This is a genomic window from Rhizobium leguminosarum (genome assembly GCF_019798305.1).
Lineage (GTDB): Bacteria > Pseudomonadota > Alphaproteobacteria > Rhizobiales > Rhizobiaceae > Rhizobium > Rhizobium leguminosarum_U.
In genome coordinates, this window is the sequence record NZ_JAAXDD010000005.1 from 224,766 (window position 1) to 244,755 (window position 19,990).

At 62.7% G+C, this 19,990-nt stretch carries 14 protein-coding genes; 5 read left to right on the plus strand and 9 right to left on the minus strand.

From position 1 onward, the window contains the following. The first annotated feature begins 183 nt into the window (after positions 1-183). Both HFO99_RS11190 and HFO99_RS11195 read left to right on the plus strand, forming a co-directional pair. Complete coding sequence (locus tag HFO99_RS11190; protein ID WP_222331170.1) at positions 184-771, plus strand: DUF1134 domain-containing protein; 588 nt, start codon at positions 184-186, stop codon at positions 769-771. 116 nt (positions 772-887) lie between these two features. Continuing rightward, a complete protein-coding gene (locus tag HFO99_RS11195) occupies positions 888-2,048 on the plus strand; it encodes a hypothetical protein (protein WP_222361192.1) in 1,161 nt (386 codons plus the stop codon). A gap of 95 nt (positions 2,049-2,143) precedes the next feature. Here HFO99_RS11195 and HFO99_RS11200 read toward each other — a convergent pair whose 3' ends face one another. After that, positions 2,144-2,968 (minus strand): TrmH family RNA methyltransferase, encoded by an 825-nt coding sequence (locus tag HFO99_RS11200; protein WP_222361194.1) that lies wholly within the window; start codon positions 2,966-2,968, stop codon positions 2,144-2,146. 7 nt (positions 2,969-2,975) lie between these two features. Then, the gene (locus HFO99_RS11205) at positions 2,976-3,362 is read right to left on the minus strand and encodes a hypothetical protein (RefSeq protein WP_064247305.1); all 387 of its coding nucleotides are present in this window, start codon (positions 3,360-3,362) and stop codon (positions 2,976-2,978) included. Between the two features lie 43 nt (positions 3,363-3,405). On the opposite strand from HFO99_RS11205, the gene HFO99_RS11210 reads away from it, so the two are divergent. Further along, on the plus strand, positions 3,406-4,431 hold the full coding sequence (locus HFO99_RS11210) for an RluA family pseudouridine synthase (RefSeq protein WP_222252316.1): 1,026 nt from the start codon (positions 3,406-3,408) through the stop codon (positions 4,429-4,431). Positions 4,432-4,621: 190 nt separating this feature from the next. Further along, positions 4,622-5,530 carry an RNA polymerase sigma factor RpoH gene (gene rpoH / locus HFO99_RS11215; RefSeq protein ID WP_222361196.1) on the plus strand — a complete coding sequence of 303 codons (909 nt, stop codon included), beginning with the start codon at positions 4,622-4,624 and terminating at the stop codon, positions 5,528-5,530. A 111-nt stretch (positions 5,531-5,641) separates the two neighbouring features. Here rpoH and HFO99_RS11220 read toward each other — a convergent pair whose 3' ends face one another. Beyond that, complete coding sequence (locus HFO99_RS11220) at positions 5,642-8,158, minus strand: hypothetical protein (protein ID WP_222361198.1); 2,517 nt, start codon at positions 8,156-8,158, stop codon at positions 5,642-5,644. Between the two features lie 60 nt (positions 8,159-8,218). Continuing rightward, positions 8,219-9,517, minus strand: a complete 1,299-nt coding sequence (locus HFO99_RS11225; RefSeq protein WP_222361200.1) for an adenylosuccinate synthase — start codon at positions 9,515-9,517, stop codon at positions 8,219-8,221. A 191-nt stretch (positions 9,518-9,708) separates the two neighbouring features. Between HFO99_RS11225 and HFO99_RS11230 the strand changes: the two genes are divergently transcribed. Continuing rightward, on the plus strand, positions 9,709-10,626 hold the full coding sequence (locus tag HFO99_RS11230; RefSeq protein WP_222361202.1) for a DMT family transporter: 918 nt from the start codon (positions 9,709-9,711) through the stop codon (positions 10,624-10,626). A 3-nt stretch (positions 10,627-10,629) separates the two neighbouring features. Here HFO99_RS11230 and HFO99_RS11235 read toward each other — a convergent pair whose 3' ends face one another. The 5 genes from HFO99_RS11235 to HFO99_RS11255 all read right to left on the minus strand — a co-directional run bounded on the left by HFO99_RS11235 (position 10,630) and on the right by HFO99_RS11255 (position 19,917). Then, complete coding sequence (locus HFO99_RS11235; RefSeq protein ID WP_222331165.1) at positions 10,630-11,481, minus strand: GNAT family N-acetyltransferase; 852 nt, start codon at positions 11,479-11,481, stop codon at positions 10,630-10,632. A gap of 381 nt (positions 11,482-11,862) precedes the next feature. Then, positions 11,863-13,680 (minus strand): putative bifunctional diguanylate cyclase/phosphodiesterase, encoded by a 1,818-nt coding sequence (locus HFO99_RS11240; RefSeq protein WP_222361204.1) that lies wholly within the window; start codon positions 13,678-13,680, stop codon positions 11,863-11,865. 129 nt (positions 13,681-13,809) lie between these two features. Beyond that, complete coding sequence (locus tag HFO99_RS11245) at positions 13,810-15,591, minus strand: IlvD/Edd family dehydratase (RefSeq protein ID WP_261323097.1); 1,782 nt, start codon at positions 15,589-15,591, stop codon at positions 13,810-13,812. Continuing rightward, positions 15,591-16,502 (minus strand): NAD(P)-dependent oxidoreductase, encoded by a 912-nt coding sequence (locus tag HFO99_RS11250; protein ID WP_222331162.1) that lies wholly within the window; start codon positions 16,500-16,502, stop codon positions 15,591-15,593. The genes HFO99_RS11245 and HFO99_RS11250 overlap by 1 nt, the downstream gene beginning before the upstream one ends. 214 nt (positions 16,503-16,716) lie before the next feature. Then, a complete protein-coding gene (locus HFO99_RS11255) occupies positions 16,717-19,917 on the minus strand; it encodes an efflux RND transporter permease subunit (protein ID WP_222361206.1) in 3,201 nt (1,066 codons plus the stop codon). Between the last annotated feature and the right edge of the window lie 73 nt (positions 19,918-19,990).

Sequence of the window (19,990 nt, forward strand, 5' to 3'; positions counted from 1 at the left end):
GAGGGGCGGCAATTTCATCGCGTCCGGAATATGCTTCATCAAAATTGCGCGAAGTTTGCGATCGTACTTGGTGCCATAAAGACACCATATTTGGTAAACCGATTGTTAAGATCATCGGGGCAAAATGCACCAATCGCCGCGAGCGCTTGCCCGCTCTCAGCCAAACGACGAACGGATGACACAATGCGCCCTCGATTTCCGCACCGATTCATCGGCTTCTGCAGGTTGCTTTCGACCCTCGTCTTCTCCTCGCTGATGGTTGCTGGGCCGGCCACCGCCCAGGACAACGGCCAGTACACGATGCAGGAAATCGTCGACGCCGGCCACTCCTTCTTCGGGTCCGCCAGCGGCGGACTTGCCAAGGTCGTCGAGAGTGCCTTCCAGAAATACGGCCTGCCGAACGGCTATATCCTCGGACAGGAAGGCGGCGGCGCCTTCATCGCTGGTCTGACCTATGGCGAAGGCCAGTTGAACACCAAGAACGCCGGCGAACATAATCTCTACTGGCAGGGACCGTCGCTCGGCCTCGATTATGGCGGCCAGGGCTCGCGCGTGATGATGCTGGTCTACGACCTGCCCTCCGTCAACGGCATCTATGCCCGGTTCGGCGGCGTCAGCGGCTCGGCCTATGTGATCGCCGGCTTCGGCATGACCTTGCTCAAGAACAACGACGTGCTGGTCGTGCCGATCCGCACCGGCATCGGCGCCCGCCTCGGCATCAATGTCGGCTATCTCAAGATCACCCAGGCGCCGACCTGGAACCCTTTCTGAAGCCGCAAAGCCACCGGAATCTGCCGCCGCTCACACCGGCGGCCTTGCCATGCGTGTCATGCGTGCTTAATCATCGCGGCTGACCCCGTATCAACCTTCTTACCGATGGCCGCGCCGTGATCGAATATGCTCTTTTGTTCGGATTGGGCTTCCTGACAGCGGCCTTCCTCGTCTTTCTGGTCTCGCCCGCCGTTCACCGCCGCATTGTCTGGTATACCGAGAACCGGCTGAAAACGACGATGCCGCTGAGCCCTCAGGAGGTTCGCGCCCAGAAGGATATGGTGCGTGCACTCTATGCCGCCGAAAACGCCCGCACGGCCCAGGACCTTCTGCGTGAGCGCGAGAAATCCCTGTCGCTCCAGCTTCGCCATGACTCACTCGCCGTCGATGCCGGCAGGCTTGCCGCCGAGATCGGAGAATTGCAGACCCAGATCGGCGAGATGCATGTCGAGGCCGCCGAGCAGCGCTCGCATCTGCGCAAGGACGAGAACTATATCAGCCAGTTGAAGACCAACCTGCATATTTCCGAGCAGTCCGCTGCCAACAAGGAGAGCGAACTGGCGACGATGCGGACGCGGCTGAGCAAACTCGGTGAACAGGCCGATGGGCTGAGGATCGACCTGGCTGCGCGCGAAACCGAGGCGGAGAGCCTGAAATTCCGCGTCAACGCGCTGCGTGACGAACGCGATACGCTGCGTCAGGACGTCAACCTGCTGCAGAAGCGCGCCAAGGATGCCGAACAGAAACTGACACAACAGCAGCATATGGTGATCCGCCTGGAGGATAAGGCCGCGCGCGAGAGCGCTTCCGCCACCGAAAAGGAAACTCTGGTCGTTCGCCGCCAGCAGGAGATCGCCAAATTGAAGGAGCAGTTGAAGGCCGCTAACGCAGAGATCCGCAAGGTCAACCGGGTGTTGCGCGACGCCGGCCTTGCCGGGATGGTCGCGGAGCTGCCGGCGGAAATGATGGCGGAAGACACGACCGTACCCGCGCTCGACACCGCCGCCGTCACGGCCGAGATGGGCGAGGATGTCCGCAAGCGCAGCTCCGCCCTTGCCGAACGCCTGCAAAAGGCAAAGGCCGTAACCGGGCGCGATGGCGCGATCCGCGAGGAGATCGCCTCGATCGCCGCCAGTATGGTGGCGCTGACCGCACTCAACGAGGGGCCTTCCTCGCCGATCCGCACGCTGCTCGCTGATGCCGCGGAAAAGAATCCCAACGATCGCGTCAGCCTTGCTGACAGAGCGGCGGCGATCATCGCCGATCCCCCGCGCTGACGCCTTGGCGCGGCGCGTCGGATAGGACGAGCGGTGGGCCATCATTTTGAATTGGCGTAATCCCAAAAATCGATTCCGATTTTCGGGCGTATAGGCTAGATCCGCCCCATCGCCGAGGCCATGGAAAACAGCGCGATCCCCGTCGCCGTTGCGGCGTTGAGGCTGTCGAGTTGCTCCGACTGCGGAATGCGCGCGCTCTGGAACCGCGCAAGCAGCGCCTCCGGTAATCCCTCGCCCTCGGTACCGACGACGAGCGCCATGCGCGTCGCGGCCGGAATGGCGCGGATATCGGTGTTGCCGTGCGGAGAAAGTGTCCAGATGGCAAAGCCCCGCTCGGCAAGCGCCAGGAGCACATCCAAGGCCTTGCCGCCACGCCGGTGCGGAACACTCAGCACCGAACCGACCGAGACACGCAACGCCTTGCGGTAGAGTGGATCACAGGAGGTTTCGTCGAGCAGCACCGCGTCCGCCCGGAAGGCGGCCGCATTTCGAAACATCGAGCCGGCGTTGTCGTGATTGGAAATGCCGCAACCGACCAGCACCAGCGCCCGTTCCGGCAGCGCGTCGAGAAGTGCCGCCTTCCCGCGATCCTCCCGGCGGCCGAGCGCGAGAACGCCGCGATGCAGATGGAAACCGACGACGCCATCGAGCACATCCGCCCCGGCGACATAGACCGGCACATCGGCCGGAAACCGCGCCAGGATGGGCAGGACGCCCTCGACGCGATTGCGCAGCAGCAGGATCTTCTCGGCGAAAAAGCCGCGGCCTGCCGCATGCGCCTCGGCGAGCATGCGCAGCACGACGGTGCCCTCGGCGATGAAGCGGTTCTCTCGGCCCGTCAGGTCGCGCTCGAGGATTGCGCAGAATTCAGCGACGCGCGGATCGTCGGCGCTGTCGATGTCGATCGGGATGGCGGCCATGCCTGCCTCAATTGCCCGTAACAGTGACGTCGGCGACGGTGCGGCCGGTCCTGAGATCGTAGACCAGTGCCTTGTTCCTGCCCTCGGCCGTTTCCCCGTAGAACAGGATCTGCCCTGATGAAAACGAAGTGGACTGCACCTTGAAGCCGAGCGGCAGGGAAACGGTTGCCGCAAGCGGCGCATCCGAGGGCACGCCGGAGGCGGCAACAGCGGACGCCGTCTCCTTCGGCTCGCTGTGCATCGCCTTGTAGACAACCGCGCCGAAGACCGCCATAAGGCTCACGAACATGATGGCGCCGGAAACGATCTGCAGGCGGACCATCTTGCGCCGGACACTTTCCATCGCCGGATCAAGGGGCTTCTCTTCCTGGTCGTCTGGCTCGATTGCTGTCATCTGTGCGTCCCGTTCTAAAAAAATACGTCGGAGAAGAAGCGTCTTGAGCGACCCCTTTAAACAAGCAGCCGGCAATAGAAAAGTCCTGACCGCCGATGAAACTGCCGAAGGCAGGTTGGACGCCTGGCTGACGGCGCAGGTTGGCGAGGAATTTTCGCGCAGCCGCATCAAGGCGTTGATCAAGGACGGCCAGGTTTTTCTGCGTGGCGAACCCGTCACCGACCCGCAGCGCAAGGTGCGCACCGGCGATAGTTTCGAACTCACGCTGCCCGAGCCGGAAGATCCGACGCCCCAGGGCGAAGACATCCCTCTGGATATCCTCCATGAGGATGACGACGTCATCGTCATCTCCAAGCCTTCCGGTCTCGTTGTCCATCCCGGCGCCGGCAACTGGACAGGGACGCTGGTCAACGCGCTGATCCACCATTGCAGCGATACGCTCTCCGGCATCGGCGGCGTGCGCCGCCCCGGCATCGTCCACCGTCTTGACAAGGACACGACAGGCGTCATGGTCGTCGCCAAGAACGACATTGCCCATCGCCACCTCTCGCTGCAATTTGCCGACCATGGCCGCACCATGCCGCTGGAGCGGGCCTATCAGGCAATCGTCTGGGGCCGGCCGCGCTCGCTGACAGGCACGGTCGACGCGCCACTTGGCCGCGCCACCGGCGACCGTACGCGCCGCGCCGTCAAGCGCCCCGACAGTCAGGACGCCGACGAGGCGATCACGCACTACCAGGTGATTGAGCGCTTCCATGAGAAGCCGGACGCAACCGCGTTCGCCTCGCTGGTCGAGTGCCGCCTGGAAACCGGCCGCACCCACCAGATCCGTGTCCACATGGCCCATATCGGCCATCCGCTGCTCGGCGACACGGTTTACGGCGCCGGCTTCAAGACCAAGGCCAATCTCCTGCCCGAAGAGATCCGCAAGGTCGTCAACGGTTTCGGCCGGCAGGCACTGCATGCCTTCATGCTGCAATTCGAGCATCCCCGCACCGGCGAAATCATGCATTTCGAGGTGCCGCTACCGGATGATATGGTCGAACTGGTCGAAGCGCTGCGGCGATAAAGCGGGCTGCCGAATGCCGCCTGCCCAACTCACACCTGCGTGAGCGGCACCTTGAACCGCCGTTTCGCCACACTTATCTGTACATTGACTTAGTGCGGGCTCGCAGTAGAGCCGCACGTCCCGGTTTGCCTTTTTTAACGCGAGGATGCGTTTCCATCGGGAACCGGAATTCACTTTAGGAGGGTGCACGATGGCCCGAAATATCTTGCCGTCCATTACCGCCGGCGAAGCCGGTCTCAACCGTTACCTCGACGAAATCCGCAAGTTCCCGATGCTGGAGCCGCAGCAGGAATACATGCTCGCAAAGCGTTATGCTGAGCATGGCGACCGCGACGCTGCCCACAAGCTGGTGACCAGCCATCTTCGCCTCGTCGCGAAGATTGCGATGGGTTATCGCGGCTATGGCCTGCCGATCGGCGAAGTCGTCTCCGAGGGTAATGTCGGCCTGATGCAGGCCGTCAAGAAGTTCGATGCCGAGCGCGGCTTCCGCCTCGCCACCTATGCCATGTGGTGGATCAAGGCCTCGATCCAGGAATATATCCTGCGCTCGTGGTCGCTGGTGAAGATGGGCACGACTGCCAACCAGAAGCGCCTGTTCTTCAATCTGCGCCGGCTGAAGGGACGCATCCAGGCAATTGATGACGGCGATCTGAAGCCGGAGCACGTCTCGGAAATCGCCACCAAGCTGAACGTCTCGGAGGAAGAGGTCATTTCGATGAACCGCCGCCTCTCCGGCGACGCCTCGCTGAACGCGCCGATCAAAGCAGCCGAAGGTGACGGCGGCCAGTGGCAGGATTGGCTGGTGGACGACCATGACAGCCAGGAAGACGTGCTGATCGAACAGGACGAACTCGACACTCGCCGGCGCATGCTGGCGAAAGCGATGAGCGTGCTGAACGAGCGTGAACGCCGCATCTTCGAGGCTCGCCGCCTCGCCGAGGATCCGGTGACCCTGGAAGACCTTTCGACCGAGTTCGACATCAGCCGCGAACGCGTCCGACAGATCGAGGTTCGCGCCTTCGAAAAGGTGCAGGACGCCGTGCGCAAGGAAGCCTTGGAACGCGCCAAGGCCGTCCGCGTCGTCGAAGCCACGGCATAAAACCTGCCGCATGATAGAATTGAAGAAGGCGGGCTTTGCGGCCCGCCTTTTCTTTTCATTGATCTCTGCTGCCCCCGGTTACCGGCAACACCGGCATTGCCGGAAAAGCCATCACTGGCTCGTCGAGACATCGCCGAGTGCGGTCCATTCCTTGATCGCGGTATTGAAGGCGTCCGTCCCCGTACCGCCCTTCTCCATCGTCAGCAGCGCGCGGCGGCCGTTGCGGTAGGTAATTGGAATATCGATCCAATTGCGGGTGGACATCAGGTCGAGATTGGCCTTGCGCGCATCGGGATAGTCGTTGAGCGCGATCATGTGGAAATCGTCGGTGATCTTGGCCGGAACCGCAATCAGCGCATCGCCGCGATCCTGTTCCGTGCGCTTCATCGAGATGCGCTGGACGCTGTCGATGCTGCCGCCTTCGAAATTCGGCGGCACCGAGAAGACGATCTCGACCAGATGGCTTGCCGGCAGCGACGGATCGGAATTGCGTTTGAAGGTGACGAGCGCCGAGAGATTGCGCTCGGGAACGGTAACGTTGCCCTGCACTGTCGCCTCCTGCCGGCCGTCCTGGCCGGCCTCGTGCTGCAGGCTCCAGACGACCGATCCCTCGATCGCCGTCGGCGAGCTCTGGCCGATGCGCTCTTCATAGAGAAACATCTTTTGCGACGAACCGACGGGCGCGGTCTGCTGCGGCGATGCCACCGGGCCGTTCGGCGTCCGCGTTTCGGCGGGTGCCGCATCGCCCTGCGCGCTGGCAGGCGGCGTATCTGCTGCCGCGACATTCTGTTCGGCGACCGATTTTCCTTCCGCGGTCGGCGTTCCCGGCACAGTCGCCGGTCCGCTGTCGACCTCGGTTCCATCGGTCAGCAGCCGTTGGGTGAATTTCGAATTGGCCGCAGCGCCGTCATTGTTCATTGACGCTACCTGCGGGTTCGGGTTCGGCTGCGCCGGCGTCGCTGGGGTATTCTGCGCTCCTGGTGTGGTCGGCTGGGCTGGCGTCACCGCGCCCGGATGGACAGGCGTCGCGGAACCTGCCGGCGGTGTTGCCCCCTCGTTCCTGGTCGCCTGCGACGGTGCCGAGCTGACGAGCCCATCGACCATCGCCACCAGCGCCTCTCTGTTCATCCAGCCGGCATAGGCGCCGCCACCGATCAGGATGAGCGCGAAGATGAGCGTGATCACGGTACCGATGCCGAAGCGGCGGCGCTTCGGCTCCATACGGAAATTCTTGCCCTGCATCTTGGAGGCAACAATCTGATCGATATCCATTGCCGGATTGGCGTCATCGTCGTCAGCAGCGACCGATCCGCGGCGGTCGTAGCCGCGTAGCGCCTTCGCCTCTCGCCAGTCCTCACTCGGCGCGCCGCTGGCAGGCGCCGGCTTGCCGTTGTGCACTTCCGCGAAGATATCGACATCGTCGAAATGCGAGGCAACCGGCGTCTTCTTATTGCTGCCTGCCTCGATCGGCGGCAGATCGTCGAAGGCGGCCGTCTCCCAGGAAAAACTTTCCTTGGCGGCCGGCATGACGGCCGCGGGTGTCACTTTTTCGAGGCTCGATATCACCTCCTCGAAGGCGCGCGCCGAGGCATCGGCCGTAATCGGCGCCGGCGCCGGCGCCGGCTCCGAATATTGCCGGAGTTCCTCTTCCGCCCATTCGGTCTCCGCATCCTTGGGCGCTGGAGCTGGCGTTTCGGCAACGGATTCGGCCCAGACGGGTTCGAAATGCGCCGCGACGTCGGCCTGCAACGGTCCCTCGCTGCTGTGCTCGACAAATTCCTGCGGACGATCGAAATCGGCGACCGGCTCCACCAGCCGGTTGGATGCATGATCTATGCCGCGGGTGATCGGCTGCAACGGCTCAACGGGCTCGTAAGCCTCCTCGGCCTCCGACTCCCCGCCTTCCACCGCCGCCGATTCGGCCGCGATCTCTTCGGCTTCCACGGGATGCTGTTCGTCAGCACGGCGTTCGTCGGCTCGCTCGCTGCGATGCTCGGCAGGCGCCTCCCAGCCGTCATGCTCGGCGGGCACATCTTCGGCAGCAACGTCGCGCGCCTCACTGGCATGCCATTCCTCGGCTGGTGCTTCCTCCTCATGCGAGGGGTGCCAGTATGTCTCGGAGGGACCGGATGTCTCCGGCAAAACCGCTGTCTCGGCGGCAATAGGGATTTCGGCGGGAACAGGTTCTTCCGCGGAAAGGGGCTCCTCGGCAGCAACCTCTTCCTCAGCTTCCTCTGGCGCGGCGGCTTCCCCGTGATCGGGCTCGTCGGCGGCCCCGGCCACCTGCGGTTCCGCATAGGCTTCGTATGCCGGTTCCTCGACAGCCGTCTCCGGCGCCGACGCCGGTTCGCTTTCGTCGGGAACCGCTTGCTCTTCCGACGCGGTGACTGCCGCAACCGGCGCATCGAGCGGCAAAGCCTCAGAATGTTCGCCTTCCACTTCGCGGATGGCGGCCTCGAGCTTTTCGAGCTGGCGTTGCAGCATGGCTTCCGGCGGACGCGGCTTCATGTTCTCGAGCTGCCGTTGCACTGCGCCGCGGGCACGTTCGTAGACTTTCACCCGCATCTCAGGGGTATTTTCGGCCAGGCCGTCGACGGCCCGCCGAATGACTGCAATAAAATCCGCCATTAGTACTTTCTCAAGAAGTCCGGCACTCTACCGAACCATCCTCCACAGTGACCCGTGAGCTTAATCCTCAAACGGATCGGTCACAAGTATGGTGTCATCCCGCTCCGGGCTGGTGGACAGGAGCGCGACAGGCGCCCCGATCAGCTCTTCGACCTGGCGAACATATTTGATCGCCTGTGCCGGCAGATCCGCCCAACTGCGGGCGCCGACGGTCGATTCCTTCCATCCCTCCAGCGTGACGTAGATCGGTTCGACCCTAGCTTGCGCTCCCTGGCTTGCCGGAAGATGGTCAATCTGTTCGCCGTCGAGCATATAGCCGACGCAGATCTTCAATTCCTCGAGACCGTCGAGTACGTCGAGCTTGGTGAGCGCGATGCCCGCGATGCCGTTGGTGGCAACCGACTGGCGCACCAGTGCGGCGTCGAACCAGCCGCAGCGCCGCTTACGCCCCGTCACAGTACCGAACTCATGCCCCTTCTCGCCCAGGAACTGGCCAATTTCGTCGGTGAGCTCGGTCGGGAACGGGCCTTCGCCGACGCGCGTCGTGTAGGCCTTGGTGATGCCGAGGATATAACCGAGCGAGCCGGGTCCCATGCCGGAACCGGCTGCCGCCTGGCCGGCCACAGTGTTCGAGGAGGTGACGAAGGGATAGGTGCCGTGATCGATGTCGAGCAGGCTGCCCTGCGCGCCTTCGAAGAGGATGCGGGCACCCTTGCGGCGCTCCTTGTCGAGGAAAAGCCAGACCGTATCACGGAAAGGCAGTACCCGGTCGGCGATCGAGGTCAGTTCGTCCATGATCGCCTGGTGGCTGACCTCGGCGACACCCAGACCGCGGCGAAGTGCGTTGTGATGTGTCAGAATACGGTCGACCTTGCCGGAAAGGCTTTCGAGATCGGCAAGGTCCATAACGCGGATGGCGCGGCGGCCGACCTTGTCTTCATAGGCCGGGCCGATGCCGCGGCGCGTCGTGCCGATCTTCGTGCCGCTGTTCGACGCAGCATCCTCGCGCATCGCGTCGAGCTCGCGGTGCAGCGAAAGAATGAGCGTCGCATTGTCTGCAATGCGCAGATTGTCAGGCGTAACCGTCACGCCCTGCGCTTCCAGCCGGCCAATCTCGGCGATCAGCGCATGCGGATCGACGACGACACCGTTGCCAATCACGGCCATCTTGCCCGGGCGCACGACGCCGGACGGCAAGAGCGAGAGCTTATAGCTGGTGCCGTCGATGACGAGCGTATGGCCGGCATTGTGTCCGCCCTGATAGCGCACGACAATATCCGCACGCTCCGAAAGCCAGTCGACAATCTTGCCCTTGCCTTCGTCACCCCATTGCGAACCGACCACGACTACGTTCGTCATCCAACTCTTCCTGTTACCGGCGCGGAACCGCGCACCTGCTCAAACCCGCGCATCTATAAAGCTTTGTTTTTTGGAAAGCGACCCTGTTGTCACAGCAGATTGGGCTTTTTACGTGACAAATCAGCAGCCGACAGGCTATTTCCCCTCACAAAACGCCGCACGGCGATCGCGGAAAGACGGGAAGAACGCTCTTGCAAGCCACGGCCTATATCTGCCTCGTTATCGCCACCCTCTGCTGGGGTGGCAACTCCGTCGCCGGCAAACTCGCGCTCGGGCATATCAGCCCGATGATGCTGACCTTCCTGCGCTGGTTCCTCGCCGTGGCAGTGATCGCCGTGATTTCGGTACCGCAACTGCGCAAGGACTGGCCCGTGGTCAGGAAGAACCTGCCGCTGCTCCTCTTCTACGGCGTCATCGGCTACACCCTTTTCAACGCCATGCTTTACTCGGCCGTGCAATATACGACGGCGATCAACGTCGCCATTGAGCAGGCCGGCATCCCGATGCTGATCTTCCTGCTGAATTTCATGTTCTTCCGTACCGGTATCTCGCTGGCGCAATGCCTCGGCTTCGGCATGACGCTGATCGGCGTCGCCCTGACCGCTGCGCATGGTGACCTCTCAACGCTGCTGCAACTCGGCCTCAACCGCGGCGACGGGCTGATGCTGATCGCCATTGCCGCCTATTCGGTCTACACGATCTTCCTGCGCTGGAAGCCGCCGCTCGACTGGCGCACGTTGATGGCGGTCCCGGCGCTCGGCGCCATGCTGACCTCGCTGCCGCTGCTCCTTTGGGAGGTCGGCCGTGGCGCTGGGCAGTGGCCGGACCAGGCCGGCTGGGTCATCACGCTCTACACGGCGATGTTCCCGTCGCTGGTGGCGCAGATCCTTTATATCAAGGGCGTGGTGGCGATCGGCGCCAACCGGGCCGGCCTGTTCATCAATCTCGTGCCCGTGTTCGGAACGCTGCTCTCCGTCGCGCTGATCGGCGAGCAGCTGCAGTCGTTCCATGTGATCGCGCTGGTGCTGACCTTAGGCGGCATCGCGATCGCCGAAAAGGGCCGGCCGAAAGCTTCGGCACAAACCGTGCCCGCCTCACCCGTGGATTAGAGCCTAACCGAGTTCCAGCGTCGTCACGCCGAAGACGTGCTTCAGCGGGATGGCCGGCGCCGGCCCGCGATACATGCGTGTCGTCTCGAACACCGGTTTAAGACCGAGCCCTTCGGCAAGCGCGACTGCCTCGTGGTTCGCCGTGGGAATATCGATGAAGACCGTGGCCGCCCCCTTCGCCTCGGGGATCAATCCGGCAAGCAGCGCTGCGGCGCTATCGGCATCGTTGGCAAAGAGCGGGCCGATCTTGTAGCCCTCGTAGCAGCGTCGGATCGTGCCGTAACCGCGGATCTTGCCGCTCTTGCGCACCACCACCGAACGGCGGCCCTTGCGGCCGGTGCACCAGGCGGCGAGGAAGGCGTCGCGCGGCTGCGGAAAGATCACCGAATCATAACGCTGCAGGCCTTCGAGGCGTGAATCCAGCACCGGCTGCGCGACAAGCGTCGAGACAGGCAAGGAATTGGCGACCCCGCCGTAGCGAATGGTGGAGTAGGCGGGTTCGAAGCCGGCCTTGCGGTAGTTGTCCTGTTGTGCGGCGACGCCGTCGAGACCGATCGTGCGGTCTCCCGCGCTGGCAATGCCCGCCTGCCAGATCGCCTTGCCGTAACCCTTGCCGCGGAAATCGGGATGGACGATGTAGAGGCCCAGGAAGGCGAAACTCTCGCCATATTTGACGACCGAGATCGAGCCGACGGGGACTTCGCCGATAGCGCCGACGAAAAATCCTGACGGATCGGCCTCGAGGAATGCAAGCGAATCGTCGAGGCCCGGGTTCCAACCCTCCTGACGCGCCCATTCGAGCACGAGTTCCAGTTCGCCGGGCCGCATCGAACGAACGGCAAATTCCGAATTCATGCGACTTTCCTAGATTAAATGTCCCGCAAGTCCATCCCGGCAATGGCAAAGCAATTGTCAGGTCCCAGCTCCCCGATTGCACCTGCGAATGATGGAGAGCCGCGCCCATGGACTTGACGACGCGTATAATCATTTTTCGATGCAATGCAGAAAGCTTCGTTTCCGGATTACCATGAAACAATGCCGTTGCAAGCTCAAGAAAATTACTTGCGCGCCAATTATCTTCCTGGCCGATGCAAATAAAACACCGCGTCGAAAAGACACTGTTGCCAATTTGAAAGGCGAGGAAAGCATTTCGGCCGAAATCAGTCCCGCAACGCGGCATAGGCGCCGTTGAAACCGGGTGCGATAACGGTCGCCAGCGGACGGATCATCGGCCGTTCAGCCGCCCATCGCGGTCTTCTGCTTTTCGATCCCGCTCGTCATCGATGAGAAAAGACGGTCTGTCTCGGCCGCCGGTGCGGGATAACCGAACGCATAACCCTGCAGGCCGTCGCAGCCGAGCTGCGCCAGCACGACGGCATGCGCCTCGGTCTCGATGCCCTCGGCGATTACCTCGACATCGAGTGCCTTGGCGATCTCCACGATCGAGCCCACCACGCGCCGCTGCTCGGCCGAGCTGACGACCTCTGTGACGAGCTGTCGGTCGATCTTCAACCGCTTCGGCCGGAGCTTGACGAGACCAATGAGCGAGGCATGGCCCGATCCAAAATCGTCGATCTCGATGTCGATGCCCATCTGTTTGATATCGCCGATATGATCGAGCAGTTTTTCGTCGCTGTCGTCGAGGAAAATCGTCTCGACCAACTCGAAGACGATCACGCCGGGCGGGATATCGAGTTTCCTCAGCTTGTCGATCAGCGCCGGATCAGCAAGACGCGACGCCGAAATATTGACAGCGATGCGCGGAACCGCAAGGCCGCGCAACAGCCAGAACAGCCGGTCTTCGAGAACGCTCTTCAGGATCGCCGCGTCGATCTCCGCCGCAAGTCCGTGCTCATCGGCGATCTTCAGGAATGCCCCCGGGGCGAGCACGCCCTTCTCGGGATGTTTCCAGCGCGCCAGCGCCTCGAAGCCGATGACTTCCCGCGTCCGGGCGTCGAGCTGCACCTGATAATAGGGAAGGATCTGGCCGTGCTCCAGCCCGAGCTTCAGCTCTTCGGCGAGGCGACGCTTGGAGCGCAAATCCTCCTGCAATTGCCGTGTGAAGAATTCGACGCGGTTGCGCCCGAGCTTCTTGGCCTGGTAGAGCGCCAGGTCGGATTCGGCAAGCAGGTTGCGCGCCCGCCGGTCGCCGCTCCAGGAAACGCCGATCGAGGCGCCGGACTGCAGCATCTCTTGGCCGAAGCGGATCTTCTTCCGCAGCCGGCGCTGGAGATCCTCGGCGATCAGCTTCAGCTGGGTGAGATCGGTGAAATTGACCAGCACGATAACGAACTCATCGCCGCCGACACGGGCGACCGTGCCAATTCCAGGAATGGCAGCGGTGATGCGAAGGGCTGCGGCCCTGAGCACGGCATCGCCAGCCGCATGACCGTGGCTGTCGTTGATCTGCTTGAACTGGTCGAGGTCGAGATGCAGGACCGCAAGTGTCGTGATGCTCTTGTCGGCCGGAAGCTCCGAAAGCCGCTTGTCGAGAAGGCGCCGGTTCGGTAAGCCGGTGAGATAGTCGTGATCGGCGACATGCTCGATGCGAGCATTGCTTTCCTCGAGCGCCAGCGCCCTCGCCTCGGCCACCACCTTTTGCCGCGCCAGTTCCGCGTTGAGCAGTACGTCGGTCGTCACGTCCCATTCGGCGCCGATGAAGGAAGGCAGCCCCTCCGCATCGACATAGAAGTGCGCTCGCGAACGCAAATGGCGGATTTCGCCGCTCGGCAGCACGATGCGGAATTGCGAGTTATAGGCGCCGCGCGTCGTTATCGCCTGCTCGAAGTCGCGTTCGGCCCGCTCAAGATCATCGGGATGGATGGCATTCGACCAAAGCGATGCCGGCACCAGCCGGCAGGTCTCGCCGGTCTCGTAAAGACGATGCATCTGCGCATCCCACACGATCCCCCCCTGGTCGATGCTGTGCTCCCAGACACCGATCTGGGATGCATCGAGTGCGAGTTCGAGCCGACGCAGAAGATCCTGGAACTCCCGTTCGGATCGTGTGGCTTTGTTCTCTGGCAACGCGGTCCCAGCCTCAGAAGCTTGCATAACGGCAATATGGTCTCAGGGTGGCATTAATGAAGCCTTGTCCTAGTGACCGAACTAGTGACTAGGTGAACTGTTCGTTACGACTTCCCCTTTTGGATCAAAGGGCTTGCAGTCTACAGCACCTTGCGATCAGTGGTTGTGCCGCGGCGGGTTTTTCGCAATCCGACGAAAATCCGCCGCTCCCTCCAGCACCGCACCATCCGACAACTGCGTAACCGAGCGGCGATAGATCTGCTGCCATGGCGTCGCATCCGCCGGCACCGGCGGGATGCCATCAGTCTTGCGCCGTTCGATCTCTGCGTCATCGACCAGCATGTCGCAGCGCCCGTGGTTGAAGTCGATGCGGATGATGTCGCCGGTACGAAGCCAGGCGAGGCCGCCGCCGGCGGCACTTTCCGGCGAGGCGTTGAGGATCGAGGGGCTGTCAGCCGTGCCGGATTGGCGCCCGTCGCCGATCGTCGGCAGGCTGCGGATGCCGCGCTTCAGGAGATGATCCGGCGGCTGCATGTTGACGACCTCAGCCGAACCCGGCCAGCCGATCGGCCCAGCGCCGCGGATGACGAGGATGGTATTTTCGTCGATGCCGAGTTCGGGATCGTTGATACGCTTGTGATAGTCCTCGGAACCGTCGAAGACCACCGCTTTACCCTCGAAGACGCCTTCGCGCCCGGGTTCCTCAAGGTAGCGCCGGCGGAAATCCTCCGAGACCACACTCATCTTCATGATCGCGAAATCGAAAAGATTGCCTTTGAGAACGAGGAAGCCCGCCCGCTCCTTCAGCGGTTCGGCGAACGGCGTGATGACCTCACGGTCGCGCGCTTCCTTACCTTCTAGGTTCTCGGCCATGGTCCTGCCCGTCACCGTGCGACAGTTGCCGTCGAGCTTTCCGGCCTGCAGCAGTTCCCACATGATCGCCGGCGTACCGCCGGCCCGATGGAAGCGCTCGCCGAGATAGGCGCCGGCCGGCTGGACGTTGGCCAGCAGCGGAATATCGAAGCCATGCACCTGCCAGTCGTCGGGATAGAGTTCGACGCCGGCGTGCTTTGCCATCGCAGCCAGATGCGGCTGCGCGTTGGTTGAGCCGCCGATCGCCGAGTTGGTGCGGATGGCATTCAGGAAAGCCTCGCGCGTCAGGATATCCGACGGCTTCAGATCCTCGAACACGATTTCGACGGCGCGCCGCCCGGTGCGGTAGGCCATCTGGCCGCGTTCGCGGTAAGCGGCTGGAATGGCGCCGCAGCCGGTCAGCGAAAGGCCGAGCGCCTCGGCCAGCGCATTCATCGTCGAAGCGGTGCCCATCGTATTGCAGTGGCCGACGGAGGGAGCCGAGTCGAGCGCCGCCTGAAGAAACTCTTCCCGATTGATCTCGCCTGCCGCATATTTCCGCCGCATCCGCCAGATCACCGTGCCGGAGCCCGCCAGCTCCCCCTCGTGCCAACCGTCGAGCATCGGCCCGCCGGAGAGCACGATCGCCGGAATATCGACCGTCGAAGCAGCCATGATCGCCGAAGGCGTGGTCTTGTCGCAGCCGGTGGTCAGCACGACACCGTCGAGCGGATAGCCGTAGAGGATTTCGACGAGGCCGAGATAGGCGAGATTGCGGTCGAGTGCCGCCGTCGGGCGCTTGCAATTCTCGAAGATCGGATGCGTCGGAAACTCGATCGGAATGCCGCCGGCATCGCGGATGCCGTCGCGCACCCGCTTGGCAAGCTCGACATGCACTCTGTTGCAAGGTGTGAGATCGCTGCCGCTCTGGGCAATCCCGATGACCGGCTTGCCGGAGCGCAGCTCTTCCGGCGTGATGCCGTAATTCATGAAGCGCTCGAGATAGAGCGCTGCCATGTCGATATGATCGGGATTGTCGAACCAGTCCTGCGAACGCAAGCGCCGCTTCGGCGAATGGCTGTCCATCACTTCTTTCCTCCCGGCCGGGCATTCTTCTCTTCGAGATGGAGGAGCAGGCCACTGTGATCCTTTTCGCCATTGCCATTGGCGACAAATTCGCTGAATTCCGCATGCACAGCCGCCGTCAGCGGCAGCGTCAGCGACAGGGTCTTGGCCGTCTCTATGGCTGCGTTCAGATCCTTCAGCTGGTTGCTGGAAGAACCGCCTGGGGTAAATTGGCGCTCGACCATGCGCTTGCCGTGGAGTTCGAGGATGCGGCTCTCGGCAAAGCCGCCGCGAATGGCATCTCGGAAGGCGGCCGGCGAGCCGCCGCCAGCTTCGATCAGCATCATCGCTTCGGCGACAGCGCCGATCGTCACCGCGACGATCTGCTGATTGGCGAGCTTGGCGAGCTGGCCTGCCCCTGTCGGACCGACGCGGGTCACCTGCCCCATCGGCGCAAAAATATCCGCAAGCCGGTCGATGACGTCCTCGTCGCCACCCGCCATGATGGCGAGCGTACCGGCTTCAGCCCCGACGACGCCGCCGGATACCGGCGCATCGACGTGATCGACGCCGTGGTCGGCAAGCCTCGCCGAATGGTCACGGGCGAAATGCGGGGCAATCGAACTCATGTCGATGACGGTAGCACCAGGCGTCATCGCATCGGTCGCGCCGCGGTCGAACAACACGTCATTCACCGCCTCGGCGTTGGTCAGCATGGTGATGACGATATCGGCGCCTGAAACGGCATCCGCCGGTGTTTTCGCGCAAACCGCACCGTCTCCCGCAAGCGCCTCGGCCTTGCCGGGATCGCGATTCCAGACGGTGACGGCAAAGCCCGCGCCAAGCAGCCGGCGAGCCATCGGCGCCCCCATCAGGCCGGTGCCGAGAAAGGCGATCCGCCTGCCGTCATGAGCTTTCCCCGAACCTGTCATTCAGTCCTCCCAACTGTTATCCGTCTTTGATAGTCCGCTCGCCCACCGTTGCAAACCGTTTTGACGGACGTAACGCATTTTTGTGGCGTGTCCTTAGATGCGGATGGTGTGTCCGAAAACCGCGCGCACTTTTCGGCTCCATGCTCTGAAAACGATACGGGCGAGAACCGAAGTTCCCGCCCGATTTACCCGACAAAGGAAGGTTGAATTCCGTTTATTCCGCCGCGAGCCGGATGACCTCCGCCTCTTCTTCCTTGTGTTCGTCCGGCTTGTGCTGGACGAGCGGGCGGTTGCCAGTCAACCGCCGCAGCAGCACGTAGAAGACAGGCGTCATGAAGATGCCGAAGAAGGTCACGCCGATCATGCCCGAGAAGACCGCGACACCCATGGCCGCGCGCATTTCCGAGCCGGCGCCAGTGGAGACGACGAGCGGCACGACGCCCATGATGAAGGCGAGCGAGGTCATGAGGATCGGGCGAAGGCGAAGGCGGCTGGCCTCGATCGCGGCCTCCCGCGGTGTCCTTCCCTCGAACTCCAGTTCGCGGGCGAATTCCACGATAAGGATGGCGTTCTTCGCGGATAGCCCGACAAGCACCACCAGACCGATTTGAGTGAAGATATTGTTGTCTCCACCGGTGAGCCAGACGCCGGTCAAGGCAGCCAGAACACCCATCGGCACGATCATGATGATCGCAAGCGGCAGCGTCAGGCTTTCATACTGGGCGGCCAGCACCAGGAAGACGAGCAGCAGAGCCAGCGGGAAGACGACGATACTGGAGTTGCCGGCAAGGATCTGCTGGTAGGTCAGATCCGTCCATTCGAAGTCGATGCCCGCAGGCAGCGTTTCGTGAAGGATCTTCTCGATTGCAGCCTGCGCCTGGCCGGACGAGAAGCCCGGTGCGGGGCCGCCGTTGATGTCGGCAGCGAGGAAGCCGTTGTAGCGGTTTGCGCGCTCAGGACCGGTGCTCGGCTCCACCTTCAGCAGGGCCGAAAGCGGGATCATCTCACCCGATGCCGAACGGACCTTCAACTGGCCGATATCTTCCGGCTGGGCGCGGAATTTCGCATCGGCCTGCACACGGACGCTGTAGGTGCGGCCGAAAGCGTTGAAGTCGTTCACATAGAGCGAGCCGAGATAGATCTGCAGCGTTTGGAACAGGTCGGTGACGGAAACTCCGAGCTGCTCGGCCTTGGCACGGTCGAGATCGGCGTAGAGCTGCGGCACGTTGATCTGGAAGCTGGAGAACAGCCCGGCGAGTTCAGGCGTCTGATAGGCCTTTGCAAGCACTGCCTTGGTCGCCTCGTCGAGTGCCTGGTTGCCGAGGCCCGCACGATCCTCGATCTGCAGCTTGAAGCCGCCTGTCGTGCCGAGACCATTGACCGGCGGCGGCGGGAACATGGCGATGAAGGCATCCTGGATGACGCCGAACTTCTGATTCAGCGCCATGGCGATTGCGCCGCCTGAGAGATCAGGCGTCTTGCGCTCCTCGAAGTCCTTCAGCGTCACAAAGACGATGCCGGCATTCGAGGAGTTGGTGAAGCCGTTGATCGACAGGCCTGGGAAGGCGATCGCATTGGCAACGCCCGGCTGCGCCAACGCGATGTCGGTCATGCGCTTGATGACGTCCTCCGTGCGGTCGAGGCTTGCGGCATCCGGCAGCTGGGCGAAGCCGATCAGATACTGCTTGTCCTGCGACGGCACGAAGCCGCCGGGAACCGTGCTGAACAGACTGTAGGTCGCACCGACCAGTGCCAGATAGATCACCATGACGATGCTCTTGCGCGACAAGAGCCCACCCACGCCCCTGCCGTAGGCATTCGAGCCCGCGCCGAAGACACGGTTGAAGCCGCGGAAGAACCAACCGAAGATGGCGTCCATGAACCGCGTCAGCCAGTCCTTCGGCTGATCATGGCCCTTCAGGAGAAGGGCTGCCAGCGCCGGAGACAGGGTGAGCGAGTTGAAGGCCGAGATGACGGTCGAGATTGCGATCGTCAGCGCGAACTGGCGATAAAACTGACCCGACAGGCCGGAGATGAAAGCGAGCGGTACGAAGACCGCGACGAGCACCAGCGCGATCGCGACGATCGGACCGGAGACTTCCTTCATCGCCTTGTAAGTGGCAGCCCGCGGCGACAAGCCTTGTTCGATATTGCGCTCGACATTTTCGACCACGACGATCGCGTCGTCGACGACGATACCGATCGCAAGCACTAGGCCGAACAGACTGAGCGCGTTGATCGAGAAGCCGAAGACATACATGACCGCGAAGGTGCCGATAATCGATACTGGTACCGCGATCAGCGGGATGATCGAGGCGCGCCACGTCTGCAGGAAGAGGATGACGACGAGGACGACGAGAGCAATGGCTTCGAGCAGCGTGTCGATGACCTTCTCGATCGAGGCGCGCACGAATTTCGTCGTATCGTAGACGATCTCGTATTTGACGCCGGCAGGCATGGCGAGCTGCAGCTGATCCATGGTCGCGTTGACATTGTCCGCGATTTCGATCGCGTTCGAACCCGGCGCCTGCAGGACAGCGACGGCGACGGCCGGCTTGCCGTCGAGCAGCGAACGCAGCGTATAGTCCGCGGCACCGAGTTCGATGCGGGCGACATCGCGAAGGCGGGTGATCTCGCCATTGGCGCCCGTCTTGACGATGATGTTGCCGAATTCCTCAGGCGTGCGCAGGCGGCCCTGGGCATTGACGTTGAGCTGCAGGTCCACACCGGGCTGGCTCGGCGACGCGCCGATGATACCGGCGGCGGCCTGGATGTTCTGGGAGCTGATCGCGCTGCTGATGTCGCTGGCGGCGAGATTGTGCTCGGCGGCCTTCTGTGGGTCGATCCAGATACGCATGGAATAGTCGCCGGCACCGAAGACCTGCACCTGACCGACGCCTGCAATGCGGGCGAGCCGATCCTTGATGTTCAGGGTCGCGTAGTTGCGAAGATAGGTGATGTCGTGATCGCCCCCGTCAGAGACGAGGTTGACGACCATGATGAAGTTGGGCGAGCTCTTGACCGTCGTGATGCCGAGCGAACGGACTTCTGCAGGCAGGCGCGGTTCGGCTTGGCTGACGCGGTTCTGCACGAGCTGCTGCGCCTTGTCGGGGTCGGTGCCGAGCTTGAAGGTAACGGTGACGTTGAGCACGCCGTCCGACGTCGCCTGGCTGGCCATGTAGAGCATGCCCTCGACCCCGTTGATCTGCTCTTCGAGCGGCGTCGCCACCGTTTCGGCGATGACGGACGGGTTGGCGCCGGGATAGGTGGCGCGCACGACGATCGACGGCGGCACGACCTCCGGATATTCGGAAATCGGCAGCGCGCGCAGGCCGATCAGGCCGGCAACCAGGATGAGGACCGAAAGAACACCGGCAAAGACCGGGCGGTCGACAAAGAATCTGGAGATGTTCATATCAAAGCCCTCTCCGGGGTGAACATGGATGCAAAGTTCCTCTCCGGCGGTTCAGGAGCCAGCCGGCGGGTCA

Coding starts and splice junctions, on each gene's coding strand:
- HFO99_RS11190 (WP_222331170.1), top strand. CDS start 184: ATGCGCCCTCGATTTCCGCACCGATTCATCGGCTTCTGCAGGTTGCTT.
- HFO99_RS11200 (WP_222361194.1), bottom strand. CDS start 2,968: ATGGCCGCCATCCCGATCGACATCGACAGCGCCGACGATCCGCGCGTC.
- HFO99_RS11205 (WP_064247305.1), bottom strand. CDS start 3,362: ATGACAGCAATCGAGCCAGACGACCAGGAAGAGAAGCCCCTTGATCCG.
- rpoH (WP_222361196.1), top strand. CDS start 4,622: ATGGCCCGAAATATCTTGCCGTCCATTACCGCCGGCGAAGCCGGTCTC.
- HFO99_RS11220 (WP_222361198.1), bottom strand. CDS start 8,158: ATGGCGGATTTTATTGCAGTCATTCGGCGGGCCGTCGACGGCCTGGCC.
- HFO99_RS11225 (WP_222361200.1), bottom strand. CDS start 9,517: ATGACGAACGTAGTCGTGGTCGGTTCGCAATGGGGTGACGAAGGCAAG.
- HFO99_RS11235 (WP_222331165.1), bottom strand. CDS start 11,481: ATGAATTCGGAATTTGCCGTTCGTTCGATGCGGCCCGGCGAACTGGAA.
- HFO99_RS11240 (WP_222361204.1), bottom strand. CDS start 13,680: ATGCAAGCTTCTGAGGCTGGGACCGCGTTGCCAGAGAACAAAGCCACA.
- HFO99_RS11245 (WP_261323097.1), bottom strand. CDS start 15,591: ATGGACAGCCATTCGCCGAAGCGGCGCTTGCGTTCGCAGGACTGGTTC.
- HFO99_RS11250 (WP_222331162.1), bottom strand. CDS start 16,502: ATGACAGGTTCGGGGAAAGCTCATGACGGCAGGCGGATCGCCTTTCTC.
- HFO99_RS11255 (WP_222361206.1), bottom strand. CDS start 19,917: ATGAACATCTCCAGATTCTTTGTCGACCGCCCGGTCTTTGCCGGTGTT.